The 26149-nt window shown below is 40.9% G+C and carries 27 protein-coding genes; 15 read left to right on the top strand and 12 right to left on the bottom strand.

Features of this window, described 5'->3' with window-relative positions:
* Nucleotides 1-44: 44 nt before the first annotated feature.
* A complete protein-coding gene (gene nfsB, locus FTU09_RS00865; RefSeq protein ID WP_004973304.1) occupies nucleotides 45-698 on the bottom strand; it encodes an oxygen-insensitive NAD(P)H nitroreductase in 654 nt (217 codons plus the stop codon).
* Between the two features lie 241 nt (nucleotides 699-939).
* Here nfsB and hpaI point away from each other — a divergent pair, with 241 nt between their 5' ends.
* Nucleotides 940-1734, top strand: a complete 795-nt coding sequence (gene hpaI, locus FTU09_RS00860) for a 4-hydroxy-2-oxoheptanedioate aldolase (protein ID WP_096900940.1) — start codon at nucleotides 940-942, stop codon at nucleotides 1732-1734.
* 87 nt (nucleotides 1735-1821) lie between these two features.
* Here hpaI and FTU09_RS00855 read toward each other — a convergent pair whose 3' ends face one another.
* Both FTU09_RS00855 and FTU09_RS00850 read right to left on the bottom strand, forming a co-directional pair.
* Nucleotides 1822-2541: a UDP-2,3-diacylglucosamine diphosphatase gene (locus FTU09_RS00855; protein WP_180079405.1), complete on the bottom strand. Its 720-nt coding sequence runs from the start codon at nucleotides 2539-2541 to the stop codon at nucleotides 1822-1824.
* Between the two features lie 117 nt (nucleotides 2542-2658).
* Complete coding sequence (locus tag FTU09_RS00850; protein WP_004973310.1) at nucleotides 2659-3168, bottom strand: peptidylprolyl isomerase; 510 nt, start codon at nucleotides 3166-3168, stop codon at nucleotides 2659-2661.
* Nucleotides 3169-3374: 206 nt separating this feature from the next.
* Here FTU09_RS00850 and FTU09_RS00845 point away from each other — a divergent pair, with 206 nt between their 5' ends.
* Nucleotides 3375-5099, top strand: a complete 1725-nt coding sequence (locus FTU09_RS00845; RefSeq protein WP_180079404.1) for a glutamine--tRNA ligase/YqeY domain fusion protein — start codon at nucleotides 3375-3377, stop codon at nucleotides 5097-5099.
* A 130-nt stretch (nucleotides 5100-5229) separates the two neighbouring features.
* Here the strand turns inward: FTU09_RS00845 and FTU09_RS00840 are convergent, their stop codons facing one another.
* Nucleotides 5230-5763, bottom strand: coding sequence for a lecithin retinol acyltransferase family protein (locus FTU09_RS00840; RefSeq protein ID WP_096900868.1), 534 nt, complete (start codon nucleotides 5761-5763; stop codon nucleotides 5230-5232).
* A 135-nt stretch (nucleotides 5764-5898) separates the two neighbouring features.
* Between FTU09_RS00840 and FTU09_RS00835 the strand changes: the two genes are divergently transcribed.
* Nucleotides 5899-6651 (top strand): phosphodiester glycosidase family protein, encoded by a 753-nt coding sequence (locus FTU09_RS00835; RefSeq protein WP_257226842.1) that lies wholly within the window; start codon nucleotides 5899-5901, stop codon nucleotides 6649-6651.
* 30 nt (nucleotides 6652-6681) lie between these two features.
* Here FTU09_RS00835 and FTU09_RS00830 read toward each other — a convergent pair whose 3' ends face one another.
* The 4 genes from FTU09_RS00830 to FTU09_RS00815 all read right to left on the bottom strand — a co-directional run bounded on the left by FTU09_RS00830 (nucleotide 6682) and on the right by FTU09_RS00815 (nucleotide 9567).
* A complete protein-coding gene (locus FTU09_RS00830; protein WP_004973320.1) occupies nucleotides 6682-6930 on the bottom strand; it encodes a hypothetical protein in 249 nt (82 codons plus the stop codon).
* 224 nt (nucleotides 6931-7154) lie between these two features.
* A complete protein-coding gene (locus FTU09_RS00825) occupies nucleotides 7155-7379 on the bottom strand; it encodes a hypothetical protein (RefSeq protein ID WP_004973321.1) in 225 nt (74 codons plus the stop codon).
* Between the two features lie 241 nt (nucleotides 7380-7620).
* Nucleotides 7621-8703: a tRNA (uridine(54)-C5)-methyltransferase TrmA gene (gene trmA, locus FTU09_RS00820; protein WP_179995382.1), complete on the bottom strand. Its 1083-nt coding sequence runs from the start codon at nucleotides 8701-8703 to the stop codon at nucleotides 7621-7623.
* A gap of 162 nt (nucleotides 8704-8865) precedes the next feature.
* Complete coding sequence (locus tag FTU09_RS00815; RefSeq protein ID WP_180079403.1) at nucleotides 8866-9567, bottom strand: NAD-dependent deacylase; 702 nt, start codon at nucleotides 9565-9567, stop codon at nucleotides 8866-8868.
* Nucleotides 9568-9831: 264 nt separating this feature from the next.
* Here FTU09_RS00815 and FTU09_RS00810 point away from each other — a divergent pair, with 264 nt between their 5' ends.
* Nucleotides 9832-11073 carry an acyl-CoA dehydrogenase gene (locus FTU09_RS00810; protein WP_136143882.1) on the top strand — a complete coding sequence of 414 codons (1242 nt, stop codon included), beginning with the start codon at nucleotides 9832-9834 and terminating at the stop codon, nucleotides 11071-11073.
* Between the two features lie 78 nt (nucleotides 11074-11151).
* On the opposite strand, the gene FTU09_RS00805 is transcribed toward FTU09_RS00810, so the two are convergent.
* Nucleotides 11152-12060: an alpha/beta fold hydrolase gene (locus FTU09_RS00805; RefSeq protein ID WP_180079402.1), complete on the bottom strand. Its 909-nt coding sequence runs from the start codon at nucleotides 12058-12060 to the stop codon at nucleotides 11152-11154.
* A 125-nt stretch (nucleotides 12061-12185) separates the two neighbouring features.
* Entirely contained in the window at nucleotides 12186-12737 is a 552-nt protein-coding gene (locus FTU09_RS00800) for a PadR family transcriptional regulator (protein ID WP_004973333.1), read from the bottom strand.
* Between the two features lie 134 nt (nucleotides 12738-12871).
* Here FTU09_RS00800 and FTU09_RS00795 point away from each other — a divergent pair, with 134 nt between their 5' ends.
* From FTU09_RS00795 to FTU09_RS00785, 3 genes are all read left to right on the top strand, one after another.
* On the top strand, nucleotides 12872-14896 hold the full coding sequence (locus tag FTU09_RS00795; RefSeq protein ID WP_180079401.1) for an NADPH-dependent 2,4-dienoyl-CoA reductase: 2025 nt from the start codon (nucleotides 12872-12874) through the stop codon (nucleotides 14894-14896).
* A 140-nt stretch (nucleotides 14897-15036) separates the two neighbouring features.
* A complete protein-coding gene (locus FTU09_RS00790; protein WP_004973337.1) occupies nucleotides 15037-15450 on the top strand; it encodes a nuclear transport factor 2 family protein in 414 nt (137 codons plus the stop codon).
* A 90-nt stretch (nucleotides 15451-15540) separates the two neighbouring features.
* The gene (locus FTU09_RS00785; RefSeq protein ID WP_026438425.1) at nucleotides 15541-16647 is read left to right on the top strand and encodes a YheT family hydrolase; all 1107 of its coding nucleotides are present in this window, start codon (nucleotides 15541-15543) and stop codon (nucleotides 16645-16647) included.
* Between the two features lie 197 nt (nucleotides 16648-16844).
* Here FTU09_RS00785 and FTU09_RS00780 read toward each other — a convergent pair whose 3' ends face one another.
* Nucleotides 16845-17264: a hypothetical protein gene (locus FTU09_RS00780; RefSeq protein WP_004973341.1), complete on the bottom strand. Its 420-nt coding sequence runs from the start codon at nucleotides 17262-17264 to the stop codon at nucleotides 16845-16847.
* A gap of 226 nt (nucleotides 17265-17490) precedes the next feature.
* Between FTU09_RS00780 and FTU09_RS00775 the strand changes: the two genes are divergently transcribed.
* The 7 genes from FTU09_RS00775 to FTU09_RS00745 all read left to right on the top strand — a co-directional run bounded on the left by FTU09_RS00775 (nucleotide 17491) and on the right by FTU09_RS00745 (nucleotide 24852).
* Nucleotides 17491-19131, top strand: a complete 1641-nt coding sequence (locus tag FTU09_RS00775; protein ID WP_004973343.1) for a CTP synthase — start codon at nucleotides 17491-17493, stop codon at nucleotides 19129-19131.
* Nucleotides 19132-19162: 31 nt separating this feature from the next.
* Entirely contained in the window at nucleotides 19163-20020 is an 858-nt protein-coding gene (gene kdsA, locus FTU09_RS00770) for a 3-deoxy-8-phosphooctulonate synthase (protein WP_004973345.1), read from the top strand.
* Nucleotides 20021-20093: 73 nt separating this feature from the next.
* On the top strand, nucleotides 20094-21383 hold the full coding sequence (gene eno / locus FTU09_RS00765) for a phosphopyruvate hydratase (protein WP_004973347.1): 1290 nt from the start codon (nucleotides 20094-20096) through the stop codon (nucleotides 21381-21383).
* A 13-nt stretch (nucleotides 21384-21396) separates the two neighbouring features.
* Nucleotides 21397-21801, top strand: a complete 405-nt coding sequence (locus tag FTU09_RS00760; protein WP_167846043.1) for a septum formation initiator family protein — start codon at nucleotides 21397-21399, stop codon at nucleotides 21799-21801.
* Nucleotides 21758-22489: a 2-C-methyl-D-erythritol 4-phosphate cytidylyltransferase gene (gene ispD, locus FTU09_RS00755; protein WP_004973351.1), complete on the top strand. Its 732-nt coding sequence runs from the start codon at nucleotides 21758-21760 to the stop codon at nucleotides 22487-22489. Before FTU09_RS00760 ends, ispD begins: the two co-directional genes overlap by 44 nt.
* A gap of 127 nt (nucleotides 22490-22616) precedes the next feature.
* Complete coding sequence (rodA, locus tag FTU09_RS00750) at nucleotides 22617-23753, top strand: rod shape-determining protein RodA (protein ID WP_154320713.1); 1137 nt, start codon at nucleotides 22617-22619, stop codon at nucleotides 23751-23753.
* Between the two features lie 190 nt (nucleotides 23754-23943).
* Nucleotides 23944-24852, top strand: coding sequence for an AEC family transporter (locus FTU09_RS00745; RefSeq protein WP_180079400.1), 909 nt, complete (start codon nucleotides 23944-23946; stop codon nucleotides 24850-24852).
* Nucleotides 24853-24880: 28 nt separating this feature from the next.
* On the opposite strand, the gene FTU09_RS00740 is transcribed toward FTU09_RS00745, so the two are convergent.
* Nucleotides 24881-25531, bottom strand: a complete 651-nt coding sequence (locus FTU09_RS00740; RefSeq protein WP_004973366.1) for a hypothetical protein — start codon at nucleotides 25529-25531, stop codon at nucleotides 24881-24883.
* A 98-nt stretch (nucleotides 25532-25629) separates the two neighbouring features.
* On the opposite strand from FTU09_RS00740, the gene ispF reads away from it, so the two are divergent.
* On the top strand, nucleotides 25630-26118 hold the full coding sequence (gene ispF, locus FTU09_RS00735; protein WP_180079399.1) for a 2-C-methyl-D-erythritol 2,4-cyclodiphosphate synthase: 489 nt from the start codon (nucleotides 25630-25632) through the stop codon (nucleotides 26116-26118).
* Nucleotides 26119-26149: the final 31 nt, after the last annotated feature.

Below are 26149 nucleotides of genomic sequence, written 5' to 3'. Positions count from 1 at the left end.
AAAATAGGGACAAATTTTGTCCCTAGTGTTATCGCATGTTTGTTTTACAGTTGCGTGAAAATCTCGCGTTTATCAAGGCGTGATTTTGGCAGTTTGGCATTAAAATCTTGTTCACTACGATAGCCTAAACACAATAAAACCGAAGGAATCAGTCCTTGCTCAGTTAGTTGCAGTTCTTGAGTTAAAATTGCTTCATCAAAACCACCAATTGGCGTTGCGTCAATTCCTTCAATGCCTGCAGCCAAAAGCATTTGTCCGAGTGCAATAAAGGTTTGATTTTCTGCCCAACGCTGAATATCGCCTTTTTCATTGCGGTAGTAATCGACATAACCTGTGCGGCTGTCTTTCTGACCTTGTTTAGCGGCTTCATCTTTAAAGCGTCCACTAGCAGCATCCTGATTAAGCAGGTTTTCTAAATGTAATTCGCTAATGTCAGCTTTGGTGCAAAATAAAATGGTATGCGAAGCATCTAAAACTTTAGGGGCGTTATAGGCGTACTTTCCAACTAAAGCTTTAGCAATACGTTGTTTGGCTTCAGGGCGATCTGCAATAAAAAAATGCCACGGCTGAATATTAATGGAAGATGGTGCTAAACGCAGAATTTCTAATAAACGCTCAAATTGTTCTGCAGGAATAGTGCGACTCGCATCATAGGCTTTGGTCGTATAACGAGTTTGTGCAACGTTGAGCAAATCCATGAATCATCTCCATTTAAAGACTATATTTGGGGCAGGTGTGCGCCAAAAGCTTAACATGCCTCGCTATGCTAACGGAATGAATCCATGTGCTATTTATGCGGTTAAGATGAGATGAGCACGACATAAACATCTTTAAACTTAGTGTTAAATTCAATCATGCAAGACGTTTTCACTATTGGTTGTTTATAGCAAATAGGCGTTAAATATAAACTTGAGCATGGTGCATCCCAAAGGTGTATGGATGGAATATATCAATTATTTTAAGCGTAAATTAAAAACTCAGCAGCAAATTGGCTTATGGGTAGGTTTAGCAGATGCGTATGGCACTGAAATTGCCGCCAATGCAGGCTATGACTGGCTTTTAATTGATGGGGAACATGCACCGAGTGATTTAAGAACCACTTTGTCACAATTACAAAGTATTGCGGCTTATCCCTCTCAAGCGGTGGTGCGCCCGCCGATTGGCAGTGTGCAACTCATTAAACAACTGTTGGATATTGGCGTACAAACTTTGCTGATTCCTATGGTTGAAAGCGTTGAACACGCTGAGTTGATGGTCAAAGCGGTACGTTATCCACCTGAAGGTATTCGCGGCGTAGGCGCAGCTTTAGCACGTGCAACTCGCTGGAACAGTATTCCAAATTATTACGCGACAGCGCATGAAAATATTTGTTTGCTCATTCAAATTGAATCGGTCACAGGTTTAGAAAATCTGGATGCTATTTTACAAGTCGATGGGATTGATGGGGTGTTTATTGGTGCGGTGGATTTATCTGCCACGATGGGTTATGAAGGCAATCCGAACCATCCAGAAGTACAAGCCGCTGTGGTCGATGCGATTCAACGGATTCGTGCAGCAGGCAAAGCAGCAGGGATTTTATCGACCCAACATGAAGTGACACAAAAGTATTTGGATTTAGGCACAGAATTTGTGGCAGTTGGGGTAGATACCAGTGTGTTGATGACTTCGCTGCGTGAGTTGTTGGCTAAATATAAAGCTGATGCCGAAGTGATTAAAACGGAAGGTGGGTATTAATCTGCTAACTAAGTAGATTTTAGTTTGGTGTACCTGACGAAGTACCTTTAGCGTTGTATCCATTATTTTTATGTAAAGATGTTGCGCTTAATAGTTCCAGCTGCTCAGTTGCCAAGTTGCTAAGGCTTGACTTGGTTCAACTACTAAAATTAGTGCAGCATCTGCGCGCCAATCGCCTAATACAATTCTAGGTTTGCCGTGTTCATTGTGAATATTTGGACGATGCGTATGCCCATGAATTAACACATCTGCATGCTGCAAGGCTTGTGACACAGCATCTGCATTTACGTCCATGACATCATAACTTTTGATTTGATTGGCTTGCTGACTTTTTTTGCGGAAACCTTGTGCAAGTTTTTGCCGAAAAGCCAAAGGTGTTTTCTTTAAAATCCCTAAAATGATGGGATTGCGAATAATTTTTCGGAATTTTTGATAGGACACATCATCGGTACACAGCGCATCGCCATGTTCTAAACGCACCTGTTGTGAACCAATGTGCAGCGTGTACACATCGGGCAGGAGTTGTCCTGAAAATTGATCTAGAAATTTCTGACCCAAAGCGAAATCACGATTGCCGACAATAAAGTAAATTTGATTACCTGCTTGGCTAAATTGCTTTAAACGTGCAACAACTTCATCGAGCCACGCTGCGGTGTAATCATCGCCAATCCATGCATTAAACCAGTCGCCTAAAATATACAGTTGGGTGTTTTTATTTTGATAAGCGTCTAGCAAATCTAAAAACCCCCGAACAAGTCGAGGGTGATTTGGTGACAAGTGTAAATCTGCGATAAACAGATAGGTCACGAATTATTCCTTGGAATCTCCCGAAATCCCTCTTTTAAAAGAGGGATTTCTCCTCCCTAAACGAATTTTAAAGCAGTACTTTAAAATGATGTGCGTAAGCGAGGTCGGGTAAGATTCTTATTCAGCAATGATTTTTGCAGATTCAATCACCACATTTTCTAGTGGAACATCTGCGTGATAACCACGGTTGCCAGTACGCACGCCTTTAATTGCATCTACAACGTCCATACCTTCAACAACTTTACCAAACACGGCATAACCCCAACCTTGTGCAGTTTTGCCTGTGTGGTTTAAGAAAGAGTTATTTTTTACGTTAATGAAGAACTGTGCAGAAGCAGAGTGAGGTGCTTGGGTACGTGCCATTGCAATTGTACCAACATCGTTGCTTAAGCCGTTGTCTGCTTCGTTTTCAATCGCATCACGTGTTGCTTTTTCTTTGAAGTTTTCATCCATGCCACCGCCTTGGATCATGAAACCATCAATAACACGGTGGAAAATTACGCCGTCATAAAAACCATCACGAACGTATTCTAAGAAGTTAGCAACTGTAATTGGTGCTTTTTCAGCGTTCAATTCTAAAACAATACGACCTTTATTGGTGTTTAATTCGACTTGAGGAAAACTCATTGTGTAATCTCCTAAACATGGACACGAATGCCATGGGTTTTTTGGTTGAGAGAAGCATAAGCAAACTGTAAACTACAAGGCAAGTAAAAACGTTATTTTCTTTGTTAAAAACAAGGAAAAGCGTTCTAATGGGTGATGTATGCTTCACTACTGAAGTTTCTGTAACCTAGTTTATCCAATTTTATTTTAGAAGTGATTTTATTGCTATGAAGCCAAATGATGTTGTTGCATCTCTGCCAAACACCCCGACACCAAGTTCAAATGCCTCTGTCGATGCTGTGCAGCAAGAACAACAGCCGGGCTTGGACTTTATACGTCAAGTCATTACCGATGATATTGCGGCGGGTCGCACTCAGCAGGTGGTGACACGTTTTCCACCTGAGCCGAATGGTTATTTGCATATTGGTCACGTGAAAGCAATTTGCTTGAACTTTGGCATCGCACAAGAATATCAAGGGGTGTGTAACTTACGTTTTGATGACACCAACCCAGATGCAGAAGAACAAGAATATGTTGATGGTATTGCCAATGACGTGAAATGGCTGGGTTTTGAGTGGAATGGCGAACCACGCTATGCATCAAGCTATTTCGATCAATTATATACATGGGCAATGCAGCTGATCGAACAAGGCGATGCTTATGTCGATTTGCAAACCCCTGATGAGATTAAGCTCAATCGTGGTTCTTTTGTAGAGCCGGGTAAAAATTCGCCATATCGTGATACGCCAGTAGCAGAAAACTTGGCTTTATTTGAAAAAATGCGCAATGGTGAATTAGGCGAAGGTCAGGCAGTACTCCGTGCCAAAATTGATATGGCTTCACCAAACGTACACATGCGTGATCCGATTTTGTATCGTGTTTTACATTCATCGCATCACCAAACGGGCGATAAATGGAAAATGTACCCAATGTATGATTATGCGCATCCATTATCAGATGCCATTGAAGGCATTACTCATTCACTATGTACTTTAGAATTCCAAGACCATCGTCCATTCTATGATTGGGTGGTGGAAAAGGTGAAATCGGAGGCTGTGCCGCGTCAGTATGAATCTAGCCGTTTGAATATTGATTACACCATCACATCTAAGCGTAAATTGCGTAAATTGGTTGAAGGCGGTTTTGTGAATGGTTGGGATGACCCACGTATGCCAACAGTGGTAGGTATGCGTCGTCGTGGCTTTACACCAGAAGGTTTGCGTGATTTCTGTAAGCGTGTAGGTGTGTCTAAGTCGGATGGTATTGTGGATGTTGCAATGCTTGAATATTGCATCCGTCAGTCATTGGAAAATACTGCAGCACGTGGTATGGCGGTGTTAAATCCACTTAAAGTGACTTTGACTAACTTGCCAGAAGCATTAGATTTGGTCCATGCACGTCATCCAAATGTAGATATGGGTGAACGTATCATTCCGCTGACTTCTGAAATTTACATTGACCGTAAAGACTTTGAAGAAGTGCCGCCTAAAGGCTTTAAGCGTTTAGTGCCTGAAGGAGAAGTACGTTTACGTCATGCTTATGTAATCAAGTGTGATGAAGTGATTAAAGATGCCAACGGCGAAGTTATTGAGCTGAAATGTTCAATTGACCCTGAAACTTTGGGCAAAAACCCAGAAGGTCGTAAAGTCAAAGGCGTGATTCACTGGGTATCTGCAAGTAAAGGCGTTGCGGCAGAAGTTCGTTTATATGATCGCTTATTTACTGAGTCTGATCCAGAAGTGGGTGATGATTTCTTGGCGAATTTAAACCCCGAATCGTTGACTGTGGTACAAGCCATTGTTGAATCTGCATTGGCAACAGCACAACCAGAAGATCGTTTCCAATTTGAACGTGAAGGTTATTTTGTTGCAGATCAGTATGATCACAGTGCGGAAAAACCAGTGTTTAACCGCATTTTAGACTTAAAAGACAGCTTCAAACCTGGCAAGTAACACCTTATTTAAGTTTTAGCTTGCAACTTGAAAGCCCAACTTGATCAATTCAGGTTGGGCTTTTGGTTTTATCTATTTGAGGTTTATAGAATATTTTGTGAGATATACAGTGTCGCTAAAATGACTGCGATTAGCGGTTTTTATGCTGTTCCTGCTTCATCAGGATTTGCGGTAACTGCATTTTGGCTTTATCGCGTAGTTTCTTCTTAATATAGAGCACTAAAGCAAAGCAAGTGGTGGTCAGGGTCAGCATCATACTGTTCATATAACTCATCAATGAACTGACATAACCAATGGTGGTTAAACGATCCATCATCTTAAATACTTGCGGGCTGCTTTCCACACCTGTAATTGCCCAAGTGCATAAATGTTCACAGTTATTCATAATCAGATGATAATTGTTTTCATGCATTCTGGAGCGCATACGGCGTACCACTTTGCGGCCTTTATACTTGGGCGCATGATACGACTGCACAATAATATTTTTGCCGTGACTAAACTTTTCAATACTGGTCATTTCAATCGGGTGTTTTTTAAAAAGATGTGCAAAACCCGAATAGTGAATCACGCGACCACGCCCGGCATAGATACCATGATGGCTATAGCCGAAGTGTTTCACAATTAAATGTGCCCCTAAAGGAAATCGTGTTTTCTGCTTGAGCATCGTACGCTTGACCAATAAAGTAACATGAGTAGAGAAAAGAAATCAGGTTTTATAGTGTACTGCGTCTGAAGCAAATATGCGATAACCCATTCAGTTATATGCACAATTTGTAACATAGCAGGTATGGAGATGATAATGTTTTGTTCTCGGTGGAAGTGCTTATTGCTCTGTTATTTATTCTGCACGCCTACTGCACAAGCGGAAATTCGCGCATGGACGGTTAACAACAGTAAAATCAATGCAGATGTGGTGGAAGTGACGCAGTTGTCACAGCTAGGCTTATATCTGAAAGATCAGCAAGGGAAACCGTATCAGCAAATTTCACAACTACAAAAAAATCTACAGTCTTGTGAAAACATGCAATTTGCCATGAATGCAGGCATGTTTCATCCAGATTATTCGCCTGTGGGTTTGTATGTGGAACAAGGACGACAACTTAAAAAGCTGAACCGACAGCAACAGGGATGGGGGAATTTTTTAATTCAGCCCAATGGTGTACTGGCGTGGAATCATCAACGGGTGTTTTTAGGAACAACCCAACAATATGCCAATCAAGCGTTCAAAGCGCAGTATGCGACACAGTCTGGCCCAATGTTAGTTATTAATCGCCAGTTAAATTCACGTTTTTTGGCAGACAGTACTTCTTATAAAATTAGAAATGGGGTTGGGTTAAAAGACCAAAGCCTGTACTTTGTGATTAGCAAGACGCCCGTAACTTTTCATCAATTTGCCACCTTTTTTAAAGATGAGCTGCAAACGCCAAATGCCTTGTATTTAGATGGTTCGATTTCTACAGCGTATATTCCGCAATTACAACGTCATACTCATCCACATCGCAATTTAGGTCCAATTTTAGCTTATATAGATCATCAAGGCTGTAAACCCTAACATTGGAATTTGGTTTTGGCTTGGCTGAATTTATTGTCCAATAAAACCTAAGGCTGTGCCTTGCATCCTGCAGATTTTGACTGCTTCTTCGCTTTTCATTTGTTTGACTTCATTTTCAAATTGCTTTTTTTGTTGTTTAAGTTGCTCATCTGAAATACCCATGTTTTTAGCAAAACTTTCCATTTTCTCCCAAGTTTCGGCACATTCTTTCGGCATTGGGCTACAGGCTGTTAAACTTAGGCTGAGTAGGGCAAGACAGCTAAGGCTAGTTTTTTTCATTGTCATTTTCTCTGTTTGAATAATTCGAATTTATTGGTGTAATGATTATGTGTAGAAATATTAGCGCATGATTATGAAGATATGATTGACTGCGTTTGAAAAGATTAGCGTTTTTGTGCAAGTTCAAGCACGTGTCGCGATTTATAAAATTTATCGTTCTAATATATATGCAGCCATTAAAAAAGGCACTTAGTTCAACTAAATGCCTTTTTTATCATATTCCATTACTGGAATGGTAGATGCTGGAGTTCATTCAACTCTTTGCGGCTATAACCTCGCGAAGCGAGAACCTTCTTAATCCCGATAATGACATCTTCATCTGTGGCTTTGGTTAAAGCTTCGAGAAGTTGTTCATTTGTCTTGCAAGAGCAATCATTTTCAACACAAGCAATTTGATTTTTATGCTCGTTTTGCTGTTCTGTAGAGAACAACTTTTGCCAAAAACTCATAGAGCCTTCATTCACAACCTAACATAGATCGAAATATAGCCAATATAAAAAATAAATCAAGTCGACCTAAGTGATAAAAGCAGCAATCGAGTTGCAGAATTTTCGATGATATTGCATTTTTTTAACGAAATTATGACAGTTAAAGGGCTTGTAATGCTTTAACTGATTCATTTACATCATAATATTTACAAGTGCTAAAAAGGAGAACTTGTAAATATTGAAGAATAATGCAACAAATTGTTTAAATCTTTTCCAGTAAAACACCCGACTCAACATGATGGGTGTATGGGAATTGATCAAACAGTGCAAATTGCGTCACTTTATGGCTTTGACACAAGGTTTTTAAATTGTCATGCAATGTGTCTGGGTTGCACGAAATATAAATAATACGCTTAAAACGCTGTAGGAGTTTTAAGGTGTCATCGTCAATTCCTGCGCGTGGCGGATCGACAAAGACCGTATCAAAATCATAACTTGCAAGATCAATGTTCGCTTCTTGCAAGCGGCGGAATTCACGCTCACCGTTATAGGCTTGAGTAAACTCTTCAGCCGATAAGCGTGCCACTTGAATATTCTCAATCTGGTTTTGTTCAATATTCCACTGCGCTGCATATACCGAAGATTTAGCCAGTTCTGTGGCAAGTACACGACGGAAACGAGTCGATAGCGGCAGGGTAAAGTTACCATTACCACAATAAAGTTCTAATAAATCTTGCTCAGAATGTTCGGCAACCGTACATGCCCATTCCAGCATTTTTTGGCAAACTTGCGCGTTTGGCTGGGTAAAGCTGCTTTCAATTTGCTTATAGGTATAAGTGCGCTCAAAAACCTGTAATTGTTCAACTACATACTCATCGGATAGCACGAATTTTTGCCCACGGCTGCGTCCAATCAGTTTAATGTTTAATGCTTTGCTCAAAGCTTGGGCTGCAGGCTCCCAATCAGATTCAAGTTTGCGGTGATAAAGCAGTGAAACCAACATTTCGCCACTTAAAGTCGCTAAAAAATGCACTTCAAATAAACGAGCCGATAATACGGGATCGGCTTTCAGGGCGGCTAACAGCTTTGGCATTAATAAGTTAATGCTGCGGTCTGCAATCGGAAACTCATCTACACGAATAACTTTTTTCTGCTTATCTTCACTGCGTTCAAACATGGCATAAAACAGATCATCTTCAATATGCCAAATTCGGAACTCTGCCCGCATACGGTAGTTGTGTTCTGGTGAGGCAAATACTTGCAAGGCAGGCGGGTTATATTCGGCAAATTGGGCAGAAATACGGGCAACTTTTGCATCAAGTTGTTGCTGATAAGATGAGGTCATATGCAGTAAACATCACAAACACAGAGAAAGAGCGATGGTAACAAAGTTTTAAAGAGATACCTAAAACTATTATGAAAATGATGCAATCCTGCAAGATGTCAAAATAGCCTAAGCATGTTGATGACATCTTACAAGTGGAAAAATTTAGATACTGTAATTACTTTAAACTTGATGTAATTGATCGAACAATTGCTGCATGCCCTCAGTGGCAGTTTTGGAAATCCGTTGAAATTGAGCAGGAATTTGGGCTTGCATGGCTTTTGGGTCAATATAATAAGCCTGACAATTTGCAGGAATTTCGTGTACTAATCCAGCAACAGGGTACACCACCAAACTTGTACCAATCACAATAAAAATATCGGCATCTTGAATCAAATCCAGTGCTTCTTCATAGGCAGGAACTGCTTCGCCAAACCAGACCACATGCGGACGTAAAGGATAGCCTTGTGGGCAAAGATCCTGTTGCAAGTTCAGCGAGTCACCTTCAATTGGAAAAAATTCTGTCGTGTATTGTGCATGAGGCCCTGAGCTTTTGGCTAAACGAATATTGCCGTGTAAATGCAAAACTTCTGAACTGCCTGCACGTTCATGCAAATCATCAATATTTTGGGTGATCACTTGTACATCAAAATCATCTTCAAGTTCAGCAATTAAGCGATGCGCCAAGTTAGGCTGCGCATTAAGAATGTTTTTACGACGTTCATTATAAAAGCGTTGGACTAATTCAGGATTCCTTGCCCATGCTTCAGGACTTGCGACATCCTCCACGCGATGTTTTTCCCATAAGCCATCACCATCTCTAAAGGTGTTGATTCCACTTTCTGCGCTCATACCTGCACCCGAAAAAACCACTAATTTACGCATGTTTTATTCTCTTGATGGATGGTTAGATTTGAGTATAAGTGCCGAAAATAGAAACACAAATCTACAGCTCATTTTTTCAGAATTTTAAGTATCTAAATATGTGAAAGTTTAGTGCTGTCTATAACTTTGCTGAATAATTGAATCAAAGTTCACTTTTTATTGCTTGTTATTTCATTTTAATGATAGAACATAAAGTAAAGTAGTATGACGCTACAAAATCAAATATTGATGAACCAGAACCTATAATAATGTGCAGAGGATGCCATGTCACAACACAATCCATCGCCAAATCACACGCCTGCAACTCACAGTGAAAAAGTGAAATTTGATTGGAAAGATCCTTTTTTGCTTGAACAGCAATTGACTGAAACCGAACGTATGATTCGTGATAGTGCCTATGCTTATTGTCAGGAAAAATTACTGCCGCGGGTACGTGATCAGTTTAGACATGAAACGGTAGATCGCAGCATCTTCCGTGAAATGGGTGAGCTTGGTTTGTTAGGCTCAACCATACCTGAACAATATGGCGGTGCAGGTTTAAATTATGTGAGTTATGGGCTAATTTCACGTGAAATTGAACGGGTCGATTCAGGTTATCGTTCAATGGCAAGTGTGCAAAGTTCATTGGTGATGGTGCCAATTTATGAGTTTGGCAGTGAAGCACAAAAACAAAAATATTTACCCAAACTCGCTTCGGGTGAATGGATCGGATGTTTTGGTCTGACTGAACCTGATTTTGGCTCCGACCCTGGCAGTATGAACAGCAGAGCACATAAAGTTGCAGGCGGTTATCGTTTACACGGTGCGAAAATGTGGATTACCAATAGTCCAATTGCCGATGTATTTGTGGTGTGGGCAAAAGAAGTTTCAGCAGATGGGCAAGTGGGTGATATTCGCGGTTTTATTTTAGAAAAAGGTTGGGATGGACTTTCTGCACCAATCATTCAAGGCAAGGTTGGTTTACGCGCTTCAATCACAGGTGAAATTGTCATGGACAATGTTTTTGTGCCTGAAGAAAATATGTTACCTGAAGTGCGTGGTTTAAAAGGGCCGTTCACTTGTTTAAATAGTGCACGTTATGGCATTGCTTGGGGTGCTATGGGGGCGGCTGAGTTTTGTTGGCATACTGCGCATCAATATACGATGGATCGGATTCAGTTCGGACGTCCTTTGGCGGCCAATCAGCTCATTCAAAAGAAACTTGCCGATATGCAAACCGAAATCGCGCTGGGTTTACAAATTGCTTTACGTTTTGGTCGTATGAAAGATGAGGGTATTGCTTCACTCGAAGGTACTTCGCTGATTAAACGCAACAACTGTGGCAAGGCCTTAGAGATTGCTCGTATGGCGCGCGATATGCTTGGTGGGAATGGTATCAGTGATGAATATGGCGTGGCGCGGCATTTGGTCAATTTGGAAGTCGTGAATACCTATGAAGGGACGCACGATGTGCATGCGCTAATTTTAGGTCGTGCGCAAACGGGTATCGCGGCTTTTGCCAATTAAATCTAGATCTAAACTAAATCTAGGTCTAATGATGCTACGGTGGAAAATATTGCAAACCACATTTTCCACCGTTTTACTTTAGCTGTTTAGTTTTAAAAATTGGCTAATTTCCTGATTAAATTTCAACGGTTCGGTCAGTAAAGGGGTATGCCCAGATTGGTGAAATATGACTTGTTTCGCATTCGGCATAGCTTCTACCACTTGACGTTGTCCTTCTGCCGCATACAAGGTCGATTGTGCGCCTGTAAAAAAGACTGTCGGACAACCCAGTTGAGTTAAAGCCTCACGATAATCTTCCTGATGGTGTAAATAATTGTCGATATACCAGCGTAAATAATCTAAACGCTGTGTAGGTAAAATATAGCGTTGTAAAACAGGACGTTTGACGGCCAGTTTAAATAAAAACGGACTGATTTTATTGCTGGCTTGTAATTCTATAAATTCTAGCCAAAGTTCGACTAAGTTTTTACGCTGCAACACATCCATTTGTTGAATATCAGTATATTGCGCGTGATCATGTAAAAACTCGGACAGATGAATCAATAACTGTTTAAATTGTTGATGTTGATTGCCAAATAAGCCATAAGGCCAGTTTTCATCTACCCCAATTTTTGGTGCTTGGTCAATTTGTAAATAACTGCTTAAATGCGCAGCCAATTGTCCATATTGCATGCCATGCATGGCAGTGGTTGCCCCCATGGAATAGCCAATCAGTTTAAATTGTTGCAGGCTCTGTTGTTGAAGCAGACTGTTTAAATCTTGCCAATGGCTCGAAATAGCATCCAGTTCTGGAACGGCACACAGGTTTGAACCCCCAAAACCACGCCAGTCTGGAATAATAAAACGATACTGCTTTTTATGTTGATACAGAAATGGCAACCATTGCCAACTGTGCATGCCTAAACCTGAAAGCACAACCACAGGCTCACCTTGACCAAATTCACGTACAAATAGAGCTTCGCCATCGGGCATGCGGTAAAAAGGCATCAGCATTTCCTTGCATGGTTGTAATTAAAGATGCGTTATTCTTTATAGCATAGCCTGATCATTTCTGTATGGTGAGCAACCCTGATTTCACATTGATGTGGTTGCTATTACTTAAAAATATACTTTTAAGATGAGGCTTCGGCATCAAACTTTTTCAGTTCAGGAATCACATTTTCTAGCCATTCAATCCAGCCAATTTCCTGATCTATCCCTAGCTGCAAAATCATTTTATGAATATACAGGGTACGGTTGTTCGCAGGTGCTTGGCTAAAGTCTTTGGCAAAAATCTGTTGATAGGTGTGCAACTTGGCTTTGTGAAGCAGCAAATGTCGTTCTAGTTCGGGTAAGACGCTGTTGCCGCCAAGTTGGGCTTCGGCACGTAAACGTACCATAAGTTCTTCGCGTAATTGTGCAGGCGGGCTTTGCTCGACCATCCAGTTTGCCAGTTCATGCCGCCCCAAAGCTTCTACCTGATAGGTTTTGCTACGACTGCTAGAATCTTCATCTTCTAAGGTTGAAATCCAACCTTTTTTCAGCATTGTATTTAGTTCGCGATAAATTTGTTGATGGGTCGCATTCCAGAAAAACCCCATAGAGCGGTCAAAACGGCGTGCCAATTCAATACCGTTACTGGGTTTTTCAATTAAACTGGTCAATAAAACGTGAGCGAGCGACATAAACAGAGCAACTTTATTTTTTTCAGCTTTAATTATGCAACATGTTGCATAAAAATTAAATCTAGAATATAAAAGTATGCAACAAGTTGCATTAAGCATAAAACAGCCAGCATTTTTGCCAGCAGGGAGATTCTATGTCTGACTATCCACATTTACTTGCGCCTTTAGATTTAGGCTTTACCACTTTAAAAAATCGGGTCTTAATGGGTTCAATGCACGTTGGACTAGAAGAAGCACTGGGTGGATACGAACGTATGGCGGCTTTTTATGCAGAGCGTGCCAAAGGTGGCGTTGGGCTGATTGTAACAGGTGGTATTTCACCGAATGATGCAGGCTTAACTTTTGCAGGCGGCAATAAACTTGATACTCGTCAAGAAGCAGAAAAACATAAAGTGGTGACTCAGGCTGTGCATGATGCAGGCGGCAAAATTGCTTTACAGATTTTACATACGGGACGTTATTCCTATCAGCCCGATATTGTCGCACCGTCAGCAATTCAGGCACCGATTAACCCAAGTAAACCACATGCACTAACATCGGCAGAAGTACAGCAAACCATTGCCGACTTTGTGAATTGTGCCAAATTGGCACAATACGCAGGCTATGATGGTGTAGAAATCATGGGTTCGGAAGGCTATTTAATTAATGAGTTTATTGTTGCGCGTACCAACCATCGTGATGATGAATGGGGCGGCAGTTATGAAAACCGTATTCGTTTCCCAATTGAAATTGTTAAACGTACCCGTGCAGAAGTGGGTGAAAACTTTATTATTATTTACCGCTTGTCGATGTTGGATTTAGTCGAAGGCGGTTCGAGTTTTGAAGAAGTGGTGCAATTGGCACAAGCGATTGAAAAAGCAGGTGCAACCATTATCAATACAGGGATTGGCTGGCATGAAGCACGTATCCCAACCATTGCTACCAAAGTCCCTCGCGCAGCTTTTACATGGGTGACAGAGAAATTAAAAGGTTTGGTTAAAGTGCCACTGATCACTTCAAACCGTATTAACACCCCTGAAATGGCTGAGCATGTTTTGGCTGCAGGACATGCCGATATGGTATCGATGGCACGTCCAATGTTGGCAGATGCTTTCTTTGTGCAAAAAGCAGAGCAAGGTCGCAGTGATGAAATCAACACATGTATTGGTTGTAACCAAGCTTGTTTAGACCATATTTTCTCAATGAAGATTGCTTCATGTTTGGTCAATCCACGTGCTTGCCATGAAACAGAACTCATTTTTAAAGAAGCAACACAGACTAAAAAAATTGCGGTGATTGGTGCAGGGCCTGCAGGTTTGAGCTTTGCAACCTATGCTGCAGAACGTGGGCATCAGGTGACGATTTTTGAAGCATCGAATCAAATTGGTGGGCAGTTTAATATTGCTAAAACCATTCCTGGTAAAGAAGAGTTTTACGAAACTTTGCGCTATTTCAAACGCCAAATTGAGCTGCAACCGAATATTAAATTGGTATTGAATCATACGGCTAGTTTTGAACAATTGCTCAATGCTGACTTCGATGATGTGGTTGTGGCAACAGGTGTAACCCCGCGTCAATTGGATATCGCAGGTATTAATCACCCTAAAGTGCTGAGCTATATTGAGGTATTAAAAGAGCGTAAGCCTGTAGGTCAACGTGTTGCGATTATTGGCGCTGGTGGTATTGGTTTTGATACTGCAGAATATTTAAGCCATGAAGGTGAAAGTGGTAGTCTAAATCCTGAAAAATTCTACGATGAATGGGGAATTGATACCAATTATGCGCATGTCGGTGGTTTAAAAGCAGCAAAAGTTGAAGAATCGCCACGTGAAATTTATTTATTGCAACGTAAAGCATCATCCGTGGGTGCTGGCTTGGGTAAAACAACAGGCTGGATTCATCGTACAGGTTTAAAAAACCGTGACGTTAAAATGATTGCAGGGGCAAGTTATGACCTGATTGATGATCAAGGCTTGCACATCACCGTCAATGGTCAAAGTACAGTGCTCGAAGTTGATCATGTGGTGATTTGTGCAGGGCAAGAGTCTTACACCGCCATGTATGAGCAATTACAGGCAGCAGGCAAAAATGTGCATTTAATTGGTGGGGCGAAAGAAGCAGGCGAGTTAGATGCCAAACGTGCAATTCGTCAGGGTGCTGAATTGGCAGCGAAAATTTAATGTAATTCCTTCTCCCTCTCCTTTGGGAGGGGGCTGGGGAGAGAGTTAATAATCGCTTCTGCCCAGTGCAGCAGTGCTTCAGTCTCACTCAGGGACTCTGCATAGAAATGAAATATCAAAACAAAAAAAAGGAACTTAACATGACTTTGGAAACAACAAAATTAGCGGTACAGCGTTGGCATACAATGCTGCAAAACCATGATATGTCTATTTTGAGTGAATTGCTGGCAGATGATGTGGTGTTTCGTTCACCTGTAGCGTACCAACCTTATGCGGGTAAACAAGTGGTATTTTTTATTTTGACCAATGTAATTCAGGTCTTTGAAAACTTTACTTATCACCGTGAGTTTTATACTGAAGATGGTTGCAATGTTGTACTTGAATTTTCCGCCAATGTGGGAGATAAAAAACTTAAAGGAATTGATATGATTCAATTCAATACACAAGGACAAATTGTGGACTTTGAAGTGATGATTCGCCCGAAAAGTGGTTTAGAGGCATTGGCTGTGCAAATGGGACAACGTATGGCTGCCTTTATGCCAACCGAAAAATAAAATACCGCGTGTGTATGGCAATGAAGTTGTTTTATAGAAATCGGTTTCGGGTTGGCATGCTTGAAAGTGCATGTATTGCTTGGGAGTAAAATGATGTCTACATTACAAAAAATAGCGAAAATTACACAAGCGGTTTTAGATCAGGTCACAGGCGCAGATTTACCGACGTTGTATTATCATCCACATGGAGAAATCCGTCGGGTATTGGATTATTTACCACAGCTCAAAGAAAAATACCGTCCAACACCGTGGCTGTCCAATACACATGCGCATCTTTTATATTTTGATTTAATTAAAAAGAAAACCATTCGTCAGCAGTATGATCGGGTTGATCAACTCACTATGCAAGATGGCGGTATCACCGCAGTTGCTTGGGTGGGTTATGACTTACCTGCAGATACTCCCACAATTGTTTTAATGCATACCATTACAGGTTCTTTGGAAAGTATGCGTGAGTTGGTGCGCGATTTACATCAGCAGACACAGTGGCGTATTGCCTTATGTTTACGTCGTGGGCATGGCAATTTACCTATGCCTGTACCACAAATGAATCTGTTTGGTTCGACGCATGATTTGCGTGAACAAATAGTGTTTATTCAGCAACAATTTCCACAATCTGAATTATATGCTGTTGGTTCTTCCGCAGGGACAGGATTATTGGTGCGCTATTTGGGCGAAGAAGGCGAGCAAACCCCAATTAAAGCCGCGTTTGCACTGTGCCCAGGATATAACACTGAACTAGGCTTTCAGCATGTGCATCCTTTTTACAGTAAAGTGATGACCAAAAAATTATTCCAGTTTTTTATTCAGCCCCATCAGGACATTTGGCAAAACGTAAAATCTTTATCGCAAGTGTTAAGTGCGACTACACTGGCAGAGTTTGAAAAGGCGTATTTTGAATTGGCGGGTTTTGAAGATTATGACAGCTACACACAAGCCATTAACCCAATTTATGTGTTTGAGAATGTCAAAATTCCGCTTATGGTTTTAAATGCAGAAGATGACCCAGTGTGCCACATCAAAAACTTTGATCCTTATAAAGAAACCATACGGAAAATGCCAAATATTATGGTAGTGACGACCCGTAAAGGCAGTCATTGTGGTTTTTATGAAGGTGTCGGTTTTACTAAATCTTGGGCATCGCGTTTAATTTCTAATTATTTTAAAGTGCAATCGCAGTTGCTGCAGGCAAGTTAAAGTGAAGCGCACAAACCTATATAGAAATAGGTAGCTGTATTGCAAATGTATTCACGAGTTATCTCAGCGAAGACTCATCCAAATGAATAAAAAACCCAGTACACAATGACTGGGTTTTTTAACGTCAATTCAAATCTAAGATAAGAACTTACACCTTAAAACTGACTTTAACTTAAAGCTTAGTTTTAAGTGAGCACTTAGTTCTCAAGTGCTGGGGTTGCAGCAGCAATCGCAGCGGCAACAGCATCATCTTCAGATTGAGCACCTGTGTTATTGCTTGGACGTGCTTGAGTTGGTTTATCTTCTGCTACAGGAGCTGCCGCTTTCGGCGCAGGCGCAGGTGCAGCAGCAGGTTGAGCAGGTGTTTCACGACGGATTTCAGTTGTGGTGTTCGCTGTTTCAGTGCGCTCCACTTCTACCTGTGCAGGCGCTTCTGGTTCAGCATCTTGAATGTTTTCAACAGGTTCTAGTGGTTCAAATTGAGCAGTTTCAGTAGTTTGTTCAGTTTGAACCTCTACTTGTTCTTGCTCATCTTGCTTTGGCTGTTCTTTTTTTACACATGCAGTTAATAACAACGCCGTTGCAATTGCACCACAAATTAAAAGTTTCTTATTCATAATTGCACAAAATAAAAGATCGGATAGACGGACGTATTATAGCAATAAAATGACAGATGAAAATCCTCTCAAGAAGTTCTAATTTTTTATAGGAAATGCTGATAGAATAACCAATTGTTTATTGTTCTATGAATTGATGCGGAATGACTTTGCTTTATTGGTGCAGAGTAAAGTAAAATTGCGCAACATTGCAGGCCGATTTAGGCTCGATTGTACGAGAAACCCAATGACCCATTTTATTTTCGTGACTGGTGGTGTAGTTTCATCACTAGGTAAAGGTATTTCAGCTGCTTCAGTTGCTGCACTTTTAGAAGCCCGTGGTTTAAAAGTAACCATGGTCAAAATGGATCCATACATTAATGTCGATCCAGGGACAATGAGTCCTTTCCAACATGGTGAAGTTTTTGTCACAGAGGATGGTGCCGAAACTGACTTAGATTTGGGTTATTACGAACGTTTCTTGCGTCGTGCGAAAATGACCAAGTTAAATAACTTTACATCTGGTCGCGTGTATCAAGACGTTCTAAACAAAGAGCGCCGTGGTGATTACTTGGGCGGTACTGTTCAGGTGATTCCACACATTACCGATAATATTAAAGAACGTGTACTTCGCGCTGGCGAAGGCTACGATGTCGCAATCGTAGAAATTGGCGGTACAGTAGGCGACATTGAATCTCTCCCATTCATGGAATCTGTACGTCAATTGATGGTGGAATTAGGGCATAAGCGTACTATGCTCATGCACTTAACTTTATTGCCATATATCAAATCTGCGGCAGAGTTAAAAACCAAACCAACTCAACACTCAGTTAAAGAATTGTTATCTATCGGTATTCAGCCAGATATTCTCATCTGCCGTACTGAACATGATGTTGATGCTGACACTACCCGTAAAATTGCGTTATTTACCAACGTAGAAGCACGTGCGGTTGTGGTATGTAAAGATGCCAAAACCATCTACCAAATTCCGCGTACATTCTATGAACAAGACGTTGATGATTTAATTTGTGAGCGTTTTGGCTTCAATGATCTTCCAGAAGCAGATTTATCTGATTGGGATAACGTAGTTGATGCATTATTGAACCCTGAATACAGCGTTCGTGTGGCGATGGTGGGTAAATATGTTGAACTGCCAGATGCCTATAAATCTGTAAACGAAGCATTATTGCATGCGGGTATTCAAAACCGCGTCAAAGTTGAAATTGATTATGTCAATGCAGAAGACCTTGAAAGCCAAGACGTTAATACTGTACTTAAAGATGCCGATGCAATTTTAGTTCCGGGCGGCTTTGGTGAGCGCGGTACCGAAGGTAAAATGCAAGCCATCAAATATGCACGTGAAAACGGTGTCCCATTCTTGGGAATCTGTTTGGGTATGCAATTGGCTGTGATTGAATATGCACGTAATGTGGCAGGTATTGCCGATGCAAGTTCAACAGAGTTTAACCGTTCGACTAAGTCGCCACTTATTGGTTTGATTACTGAATGGTTAGATGAGCGCGGCGAAGTTCAACAGCGTTCTGTCGATTCTGACTTGGGCGGCACTATGCGTTTAGGTGCACAAAAATCTGAATTGGTTGAAGGTACTAAAACTCGTGAAGTGTATGGTTCTGCAGAAATTGTAGAGCGCCATCGCCATCGCTATGAAATGAATAACCGTTATATTCCTGTGCTTGAAGAAGCAGGTCTTAAAATTTCGGGTTATTCACCAATTCAGCACTTGGTTGAAACTGTTGAAATTCCGCAACATCCTTGGTTTATTGCGGTACAATTCCACCCAGAATTTACCAGCTCGCCACGTGATGGACATCCATTGTTTGCTGGCTTTATCGGTGCGGCAAAACAACAGCATCAAAAAACCAAATAAGATGGCTTTAGGGATAAACTAGGAAGTTGAAATGTCACAATTAAAACCACAAGAAATTGTACGTTTGGGTGATATACAAATGGCGAATCATTTGCCATTTGTATTGTTTGGCGGCATGAATGTACTTGAGTCTAAAGACCTTGCATTTGAAATTGCTGAAACTTATGTGGATATTTGCACACGCTTAAATATCCCGTATGTATTCAAAGCCAGTTTTGACAAAGCCAACCGTTCTAGCCTGAACTCATTTCGTGGTCCCGGTTTAGAAAAAGGCATTGAATGGCTGGCTGACATTAAAAAGCATTTTAATGTGCCAATTATTACCGATGTGCATGAGCCGTATCAGGCTGCGCCTGTGGCAGAAGTGGCAGATATTATTCAGCTTCCTGCGTTTTTAAGTCGCCAAACCGATTTGGTTGAAGCGATGGCAAAAACTCAAGCCATTATCAACATCAAAAAAGCACAATTCCTTGCGCCGCACGAAATGCGTCATATTTTGCATAAGTGTTTAGAAGCAGGGAATGACAAATTGATTCTTTGTGAGCGTGGTTCAGCATTTGGTTACAACAACTTGGTTGTCGATATGCTGGGCTTTGACATCATGAAAGAAATGAATGTACCTGTGTTCTTTGATGTAACCCATGCTTTGCAAACTCCGGGTGGTCGTGCAGATTCGGCAGGTGGTCGTCGTGCACAAATTACCACCTTGGCACGTGCAGGTATGGCAACTGGCTTGGCAGGTTTATTCCTAGAAGCACATCCTGAACCAGAGCAGGCAAAGTGTGATGGCCCATGTGCATTGCGTCTATCACAACTTGAGCCGTTCTTGGCACAGCTTAAAGAATTGGATACCTTGGTAAAAGGTTTCCAAAAGCTAGATACACACTAAATTAGATCCATATTAAATTATAGACTCATTGATGCCTAAAGCATCACGTTATTAATCAACTGAGGAATTGTTCATGAGCCAAATCGTTGACATTCGTGCACGTGAAATTTTGGACTCTCGTGGTAACCCAACCATCGAAGCAGACGTAATCTTAGCATCTGGCGTAGTTGGCCGTGCATGTGCACCATCAGGTGCTTCAACTGGTTCTCGTGAAGCTCTAGAACTTCGTGATGGCGATAAAGCACGTTACTTGGGTAAAGGCGTTAAAACTGCGGTAAATAACGTCAATACTTTAATTCGTGATGCTTTACTTGGTAAGTCTGTGTTTGAACAAAAAGACATCGACAACACCATGATTGCGCTTGATGGTACTGAAAACAAAGAAAAATTAGGTGCTAACGCAACTTTAGCCGTGTCTTTGGCTGCTGCGCGCGCTGCTGCTGATGAAAAGAAAATTCCTCTTTTCCAATACATCGCAGACCTTCGTAACAACAGCATTTTAACCATGCCTGTACCAATGATGAACATCTTAAATGGTGGTTCACACGCAGACAACAACGTTGATATTCAAGAGTTCATGATTGAGCCAGTGGGCTTTACTTCATTCTCTGAAGCATTACGTGCTGGTGCAGAAATTTTCCACTCATTAAAATCTGTATTGAATCAAAAAGGTTTAAACACAGCAGTGGGTGATGAAGGTGGTTTTGCGCCAAACTTACGTTCTAACGAAGAAGCAATCACAGTTATTCTTGAAGCTATTGAGAAGACTGGCTACAAAGCGGGTTCTGACATCATGTTGGCGCTTGACTGTGCATCTTCAGAATTCTACAAAAATGGTCAGTACATTCTTGCAGGTGAAGGCAACAAAGCATTCACAAGCAACCAATTCTCTGACTATTTAGCTGGTCTTGTAAATCAATATCCAATTATCTCAATTGAAGATGGTTTAGATGAGTCTGATTGGGAAGGTTGGTCTTACCTCACTTCGATCTTAGGTGACAAGATTCAATTGGTCGGTGATGACTTGTTCGTTACTAACCCGAAAATCTTACAACGCGGTATCGATGAAAAAGTAGGTAACTCAATCCTGATCAAGTACAACCAAATTGGTACTTTGACTGAAACGCTTGATGCAATTTACCTTGCGAAAGCCAATGGTTACACAACTGTTATTTCACACCGTTCAGGTGAAACTGAAGATTCTACAATTGCGGATCTTGCAGTAGGTACTGCAGCAGGTCAAATCAAGACTGGTTCACTGTGCCGTTCTGACCGTGTAGCAAAATATAACCAATTACTTCGTATTGAAGAATTGACGAATGCTGCATATCGCGGTAAAGCTGAGTTCAAAGGTTTGAACTAAGCGAAATCAGTAGATGTCATTATTAAATGTATTTGACTCCAAAGCGAGTAAAGCATTGTTGGGCCTTGCGATCTTTTTGATCGCAGGGTTTCAATATTTACACTGGTTTGGTGAAGGTGGTTATCGTGACCATGCTGCACTGACAGAAAAAATCCAACAACAAATAGAATTAAATACAGAGCTGAAGGAGCGCAATCGTGTACTTGCAGCAGAAGTTTATGATTTAAAAAATGGGGTAGAAGCCATTGAAGAGCATGCCCGTTTAGATTTAGGCTTAATTAAGCCACATGAAACCTTTGTGCAAATGAGCACCATCAGCACACAATATAAACCAATTTATATTCAACCAAATTCCACAGTAGATTTACGCACCAATGAATCACAACAACCTGCAGCAGCAACCGCCCCGACACCCTAAACTTTGGGCGGTTATTCCCGCAGCGGGTTCTGGTAGTCGTTTTTCTAGAACTGAACTTAAACAATATCAGTATATTCAAGATCAAACAGTCTTAGCGCACAGCATCGCACGTTTAAATCACTTGCCTTTAGCGGGTTATGTTTTGGCGATTGGTCAAGCAGATGATGTAGCGCAAAACCTAAACTTGGCACAAAAAGAAAAAGCACATTTTTGCGTAGGTGGTGCAGAGCGAGTGGATTCAGTCTTAAATGCACTGCATTATTTATCTGAAATCGCCCATGCAGATGACTGGGTTTTGGTGCATGATGCAGCGCGTCCTTGTGTGACAGCTGCTTGCCTTGAACAGTTGTATCAGACTGCACTGGCAACAGATCAAAGTGCAATTTTGGCTATTCCAGTGCGTGATACTTTAAAAAAGGTAAGCCAAGGCACAAAAATTGAAACCACGGTAAGCCGTGACCAACTTTGGCAAGCGCAAACTCCGCAAATTGCTAAACTTGATGTGCTTAAAACAGCCATTGAATCTGCATTAAAACAGCAATTGACGATTACCGATGAGGCCAGTGCTTTAGAAGCAGCAGGGCAAATTGTAAATGTTGTGCACGGTCGTTCGGATAATATTAAAATCACCTATCCCGATGATTTAGAGCTGGCACGTTTAATTTTAGCCTCACAACAACATGGATGATAAAAATCTAGTGTAATTAACACCGCGTTAAACTTGAATCTTCAACGATTAAGCTTTAATGATTCACTCTGTGCCGCTTTGCTTCTATAATTGTCCATCCTGTCTATTTTAAATACCTTTGAGTCGCATGAATCCATCGCAGCAGTATCGTTTTTTACGTCACTCATTACGTGATGGTAGAAGCATTAAAAATGATTCCTCACGCTGGACTAAATTACATTTAGATCCATGGTTGCTGTGTTTTCTGATTTTAAATGCGATTCTGGGTTTAATGGTGGTATATAGTGCCACCGCGCAAGATATGGGGATGGTGCTGCGTCAAGCAACCAGTTTTGGCATTGGTTTTATCGCCATGATTATTTTGGCGCAAATTCCGCCTAAGGTATATCAAGCTGCCAGTCCATATTTTTATATCTTTGCAGTCATCATGCTGGCTTTGGTTTTGGTCATTGGTGAAACCCGTATGGGGGCAAAACGCTGGATCAGCTTGCCGGGTATTGGCAGTATGCAACCCAGTGAATTTATGAAATTTGCCATGCCATTGATGATGGCGTGGTATTTTTCGCGTCGTGCTTTCCCGCCTAAATTGATTCATATCATTGTCGCTTTAGTGATTATGATGATTCCTTTTGTCTTGGTGGCATTGCAACCCGATTTAAACATTGGTTTGATTATTCCCGGTGTCTTTGCGCTATTTTTAAGTGGCATGTCATGGCGATTAATCTTAGGAGCAATCACTGCATTGGCGCTCGCAGCACCATTGCTTTGGATGTTCTTTTTGCAGGAGTACCAAAAGAAAAGGGTACTCACCTTATTTGACCCAGAGTCGGATGCCTTGGGGGCAGGCTGGAATATTATTCAATCTAAAATTGCCATTGGTTCAGGCGGCTTTACAGGTAAAGGTTATTTAGAAGGAACGCAATCACATTTGGGTTATCTGCCTGAACATCATACTGACTTTATTATGTCGACCTATGCCGAAGAATTTGGTTTTATTGGCGTATTTTTACTGTTCAGTTTGTTTGCTGCCATTATTTTACGTTGTTTGATGATTGGGATGAATTGTTTCCATAATTTCGGGCGTTTGTATGCAGGCACGGTTGGTCTTACTTTCTTTTTCTTTGTATTTCTAAACTCAGGGATGGTGAGTGGTATTTTACCTGTAACGGGTGATCCATTGCCACTTATGAGTTATGGTGGAACGGCAGTCATTTCCATGTTGGCGAGCATGGGGATTGTGATGTCTATTCATACCCATCGTTAATTCAGAATCCATGTGAAAGGTGATGTGGGTGCAAGTTGCTATCATCATCTTTTTCACATTTTGTGGCTCTAAAATAGCCTAAGCAAAACAGGATAAGCACAAAAAAAATCTCTATAATATCCAATAAATTTACTTTATTTATTAAGCAATAATTTAAAAAGAACAGCATAACAGTAACACAGAGCACCCCATGACCCATTTAATTTTTATTGCACTTTTCCCTTTGATTGCCTTAATTGCAATGGGTTATCTGCTTAAGCAATCACGTATGTTGGATGAGCCATTTTGGAAGGGTGCAGAAAAGTTAAATTACTATATTTTGTTTCCTAGCATGTTGTTTTTAAACCTCGCTACAGCAAACATTGAAGCGAAATCAATCGCACAGATTTTGTTTGTGGTGGGTATCGTGGTCACATTGGCAAGTTCTCTGTTGTACGCTTTACGGCATTATTTTAAGACACCTGCGGCACGCTTTGGGGTGTATATGCAAAGCATGGTGCGCTTCAATACTTATATTGGTTTAGCATTAGTCGTAGCTTTGTTTCAAGCACAGGGCATGGCACTGTTTGCAATTATTCTGGTATTTTGCATTCCATTGGTCAATGTGCTATCGGTACTTGCTTTGAGTGATACCAAGACTTTGCAGCCACAGCAAATTTTATATGCACTGATGAAAAACCCACTGATTTTAGGCTGTATAGTCGGTGGTTTGTTTAACATATCAGGGCTGAGTTTGTGGATCGGCGCAGAGCATTTTATTCGGCAGATTGCTTTATGTAGTTTACCATTAGGGCTGATGTGTGTAGGGGCAGCACTACAGTTTAATGGTTTACAGCGAGACTTAATGCCTTTGGGATTAAATGTCGTTGGTCGCTTGCTCTTTATGCCTGCTTTGGCATGGCTTGTTTGTTGGGGTTTGAAACTACCAGTTTTAGAAACACAAATACTGGTCTTGTTTTTTGCTTTACCGACAGCATCTGCCGCTTATGTTCTAACACAGGCTTTAGGTGGCGATAGTCGTTTAATGGCTTCAATTATTAGCTTGCAAACCGTATTCGCCGCATTAACTTTGCCAATTGTGTTGTGGTTGCTCATTTAATCTGTCTAATACAATCTATTGTTCAGCATTAATCGTATAAACGATAGATGCCCGCAAAGCGTTCACAACCTTTTTGTTTGGTTTGAATTTTTAAGATTGCTTTAGAATAATTAAACTCATAACTGCAATCGTGCTCATTGTCGATGATTTTGTTTTTTTGATCAGGTGTTGTATAAGCTAAAAAGGCAATACTTTGGCTTTCAAGGCGGTTATTTGGATTGCGATAAGCAATACCTTCAATTTTAATGCTGTTTTTATTGAGCTGATGAATTTGTAAATGTACGGGCTGCGCAGCAAATTGACCATTTTCATATTTTAAATAATGTTGAGTCATGCTTTGATTCATAGAAGTGAAAAAATTCAGTTGATCAATTCTAAAATCAAATTGCTGAGTATAACAATTTAAGCTTTTGCATTGCTGTAAGCGTTGGATCCACAATTGCTGAGTATCTTCTAACAAGCGAATAGGCGCATCACTCATCAAATAAGCTGTTAAATGTTGATCACTTAATTTTTCACGCAATTCTGAGAAATTTTCTGTGCACACCTGCGCCAACTTTTTATTGGGTGTAGATCTACAATCAATCCCTTGTGCATAAGAGAAAGATGAATATAAACAGCCAAATAACAGCAGTGTACTTAAGTTTTTGATAAGATGAATCTCAGATTTCAACAGCATGATCGCTTATACTTTCACTATGTTGCGCTAGGTCTAATATAGCGAAATCGAAAGTATGAATACAAGATTTCAATGATTTATTTCTACAGGAGTTGAACATGGTTGCACAGATTCGTATTGGACAAGGATTAGATGTTCATGCCTTTGAAGCGGGAGATTTTGTGACGCTTGCAGGTGTTCAAATTCCTCATACACAAGGTTTAAAAGCACACTCAGATGGTGATGTAGTGCTGCATGCACTATGCGATGCATTATTAGGTGCTTTGGCGCTGGGGGATATTGGGCAGCATTTTCCAGATACCGATCCAAATTATAAAGGTGCAGATAGTCGGGTATTGCTTAAACAGGTTTATCAACTCATTTTAGACCGTGGCTATAAACTGAATAACGCCGATATTACTGTGGCGTGCGAACGTCCTAAACTTGCACCGCATACGCTAGAAATGTGCCAAAGTGTCGCTGATGTATTGGATGTAGAGGTCACACAAATCAGTATCAAAGCGACAACCACTGAAAAATTAGGTTTTACTGGGCGTCAGGAAGGTATTTTAGCAACAGCGACTGTATTGATTTCTCATACAAAATAATCGCGTTAGAATTTTATCTATACAATCTGCT

The sequence above is a fragment of the Acinetobacter sp. YH12058 genome (assembly GCF_013419805.1).
Lineage (GTDB): Bacteria > Pseudomonadota > Gammaproteobacteria > Pseudomonadales > Moraxellaceae > Acinetobacter > Acinetobacter towneri.
Note: the sequence above shows the minus strand (reverse complement) of the source record. Positions and strands in the feature narration are given on the sequence as shown.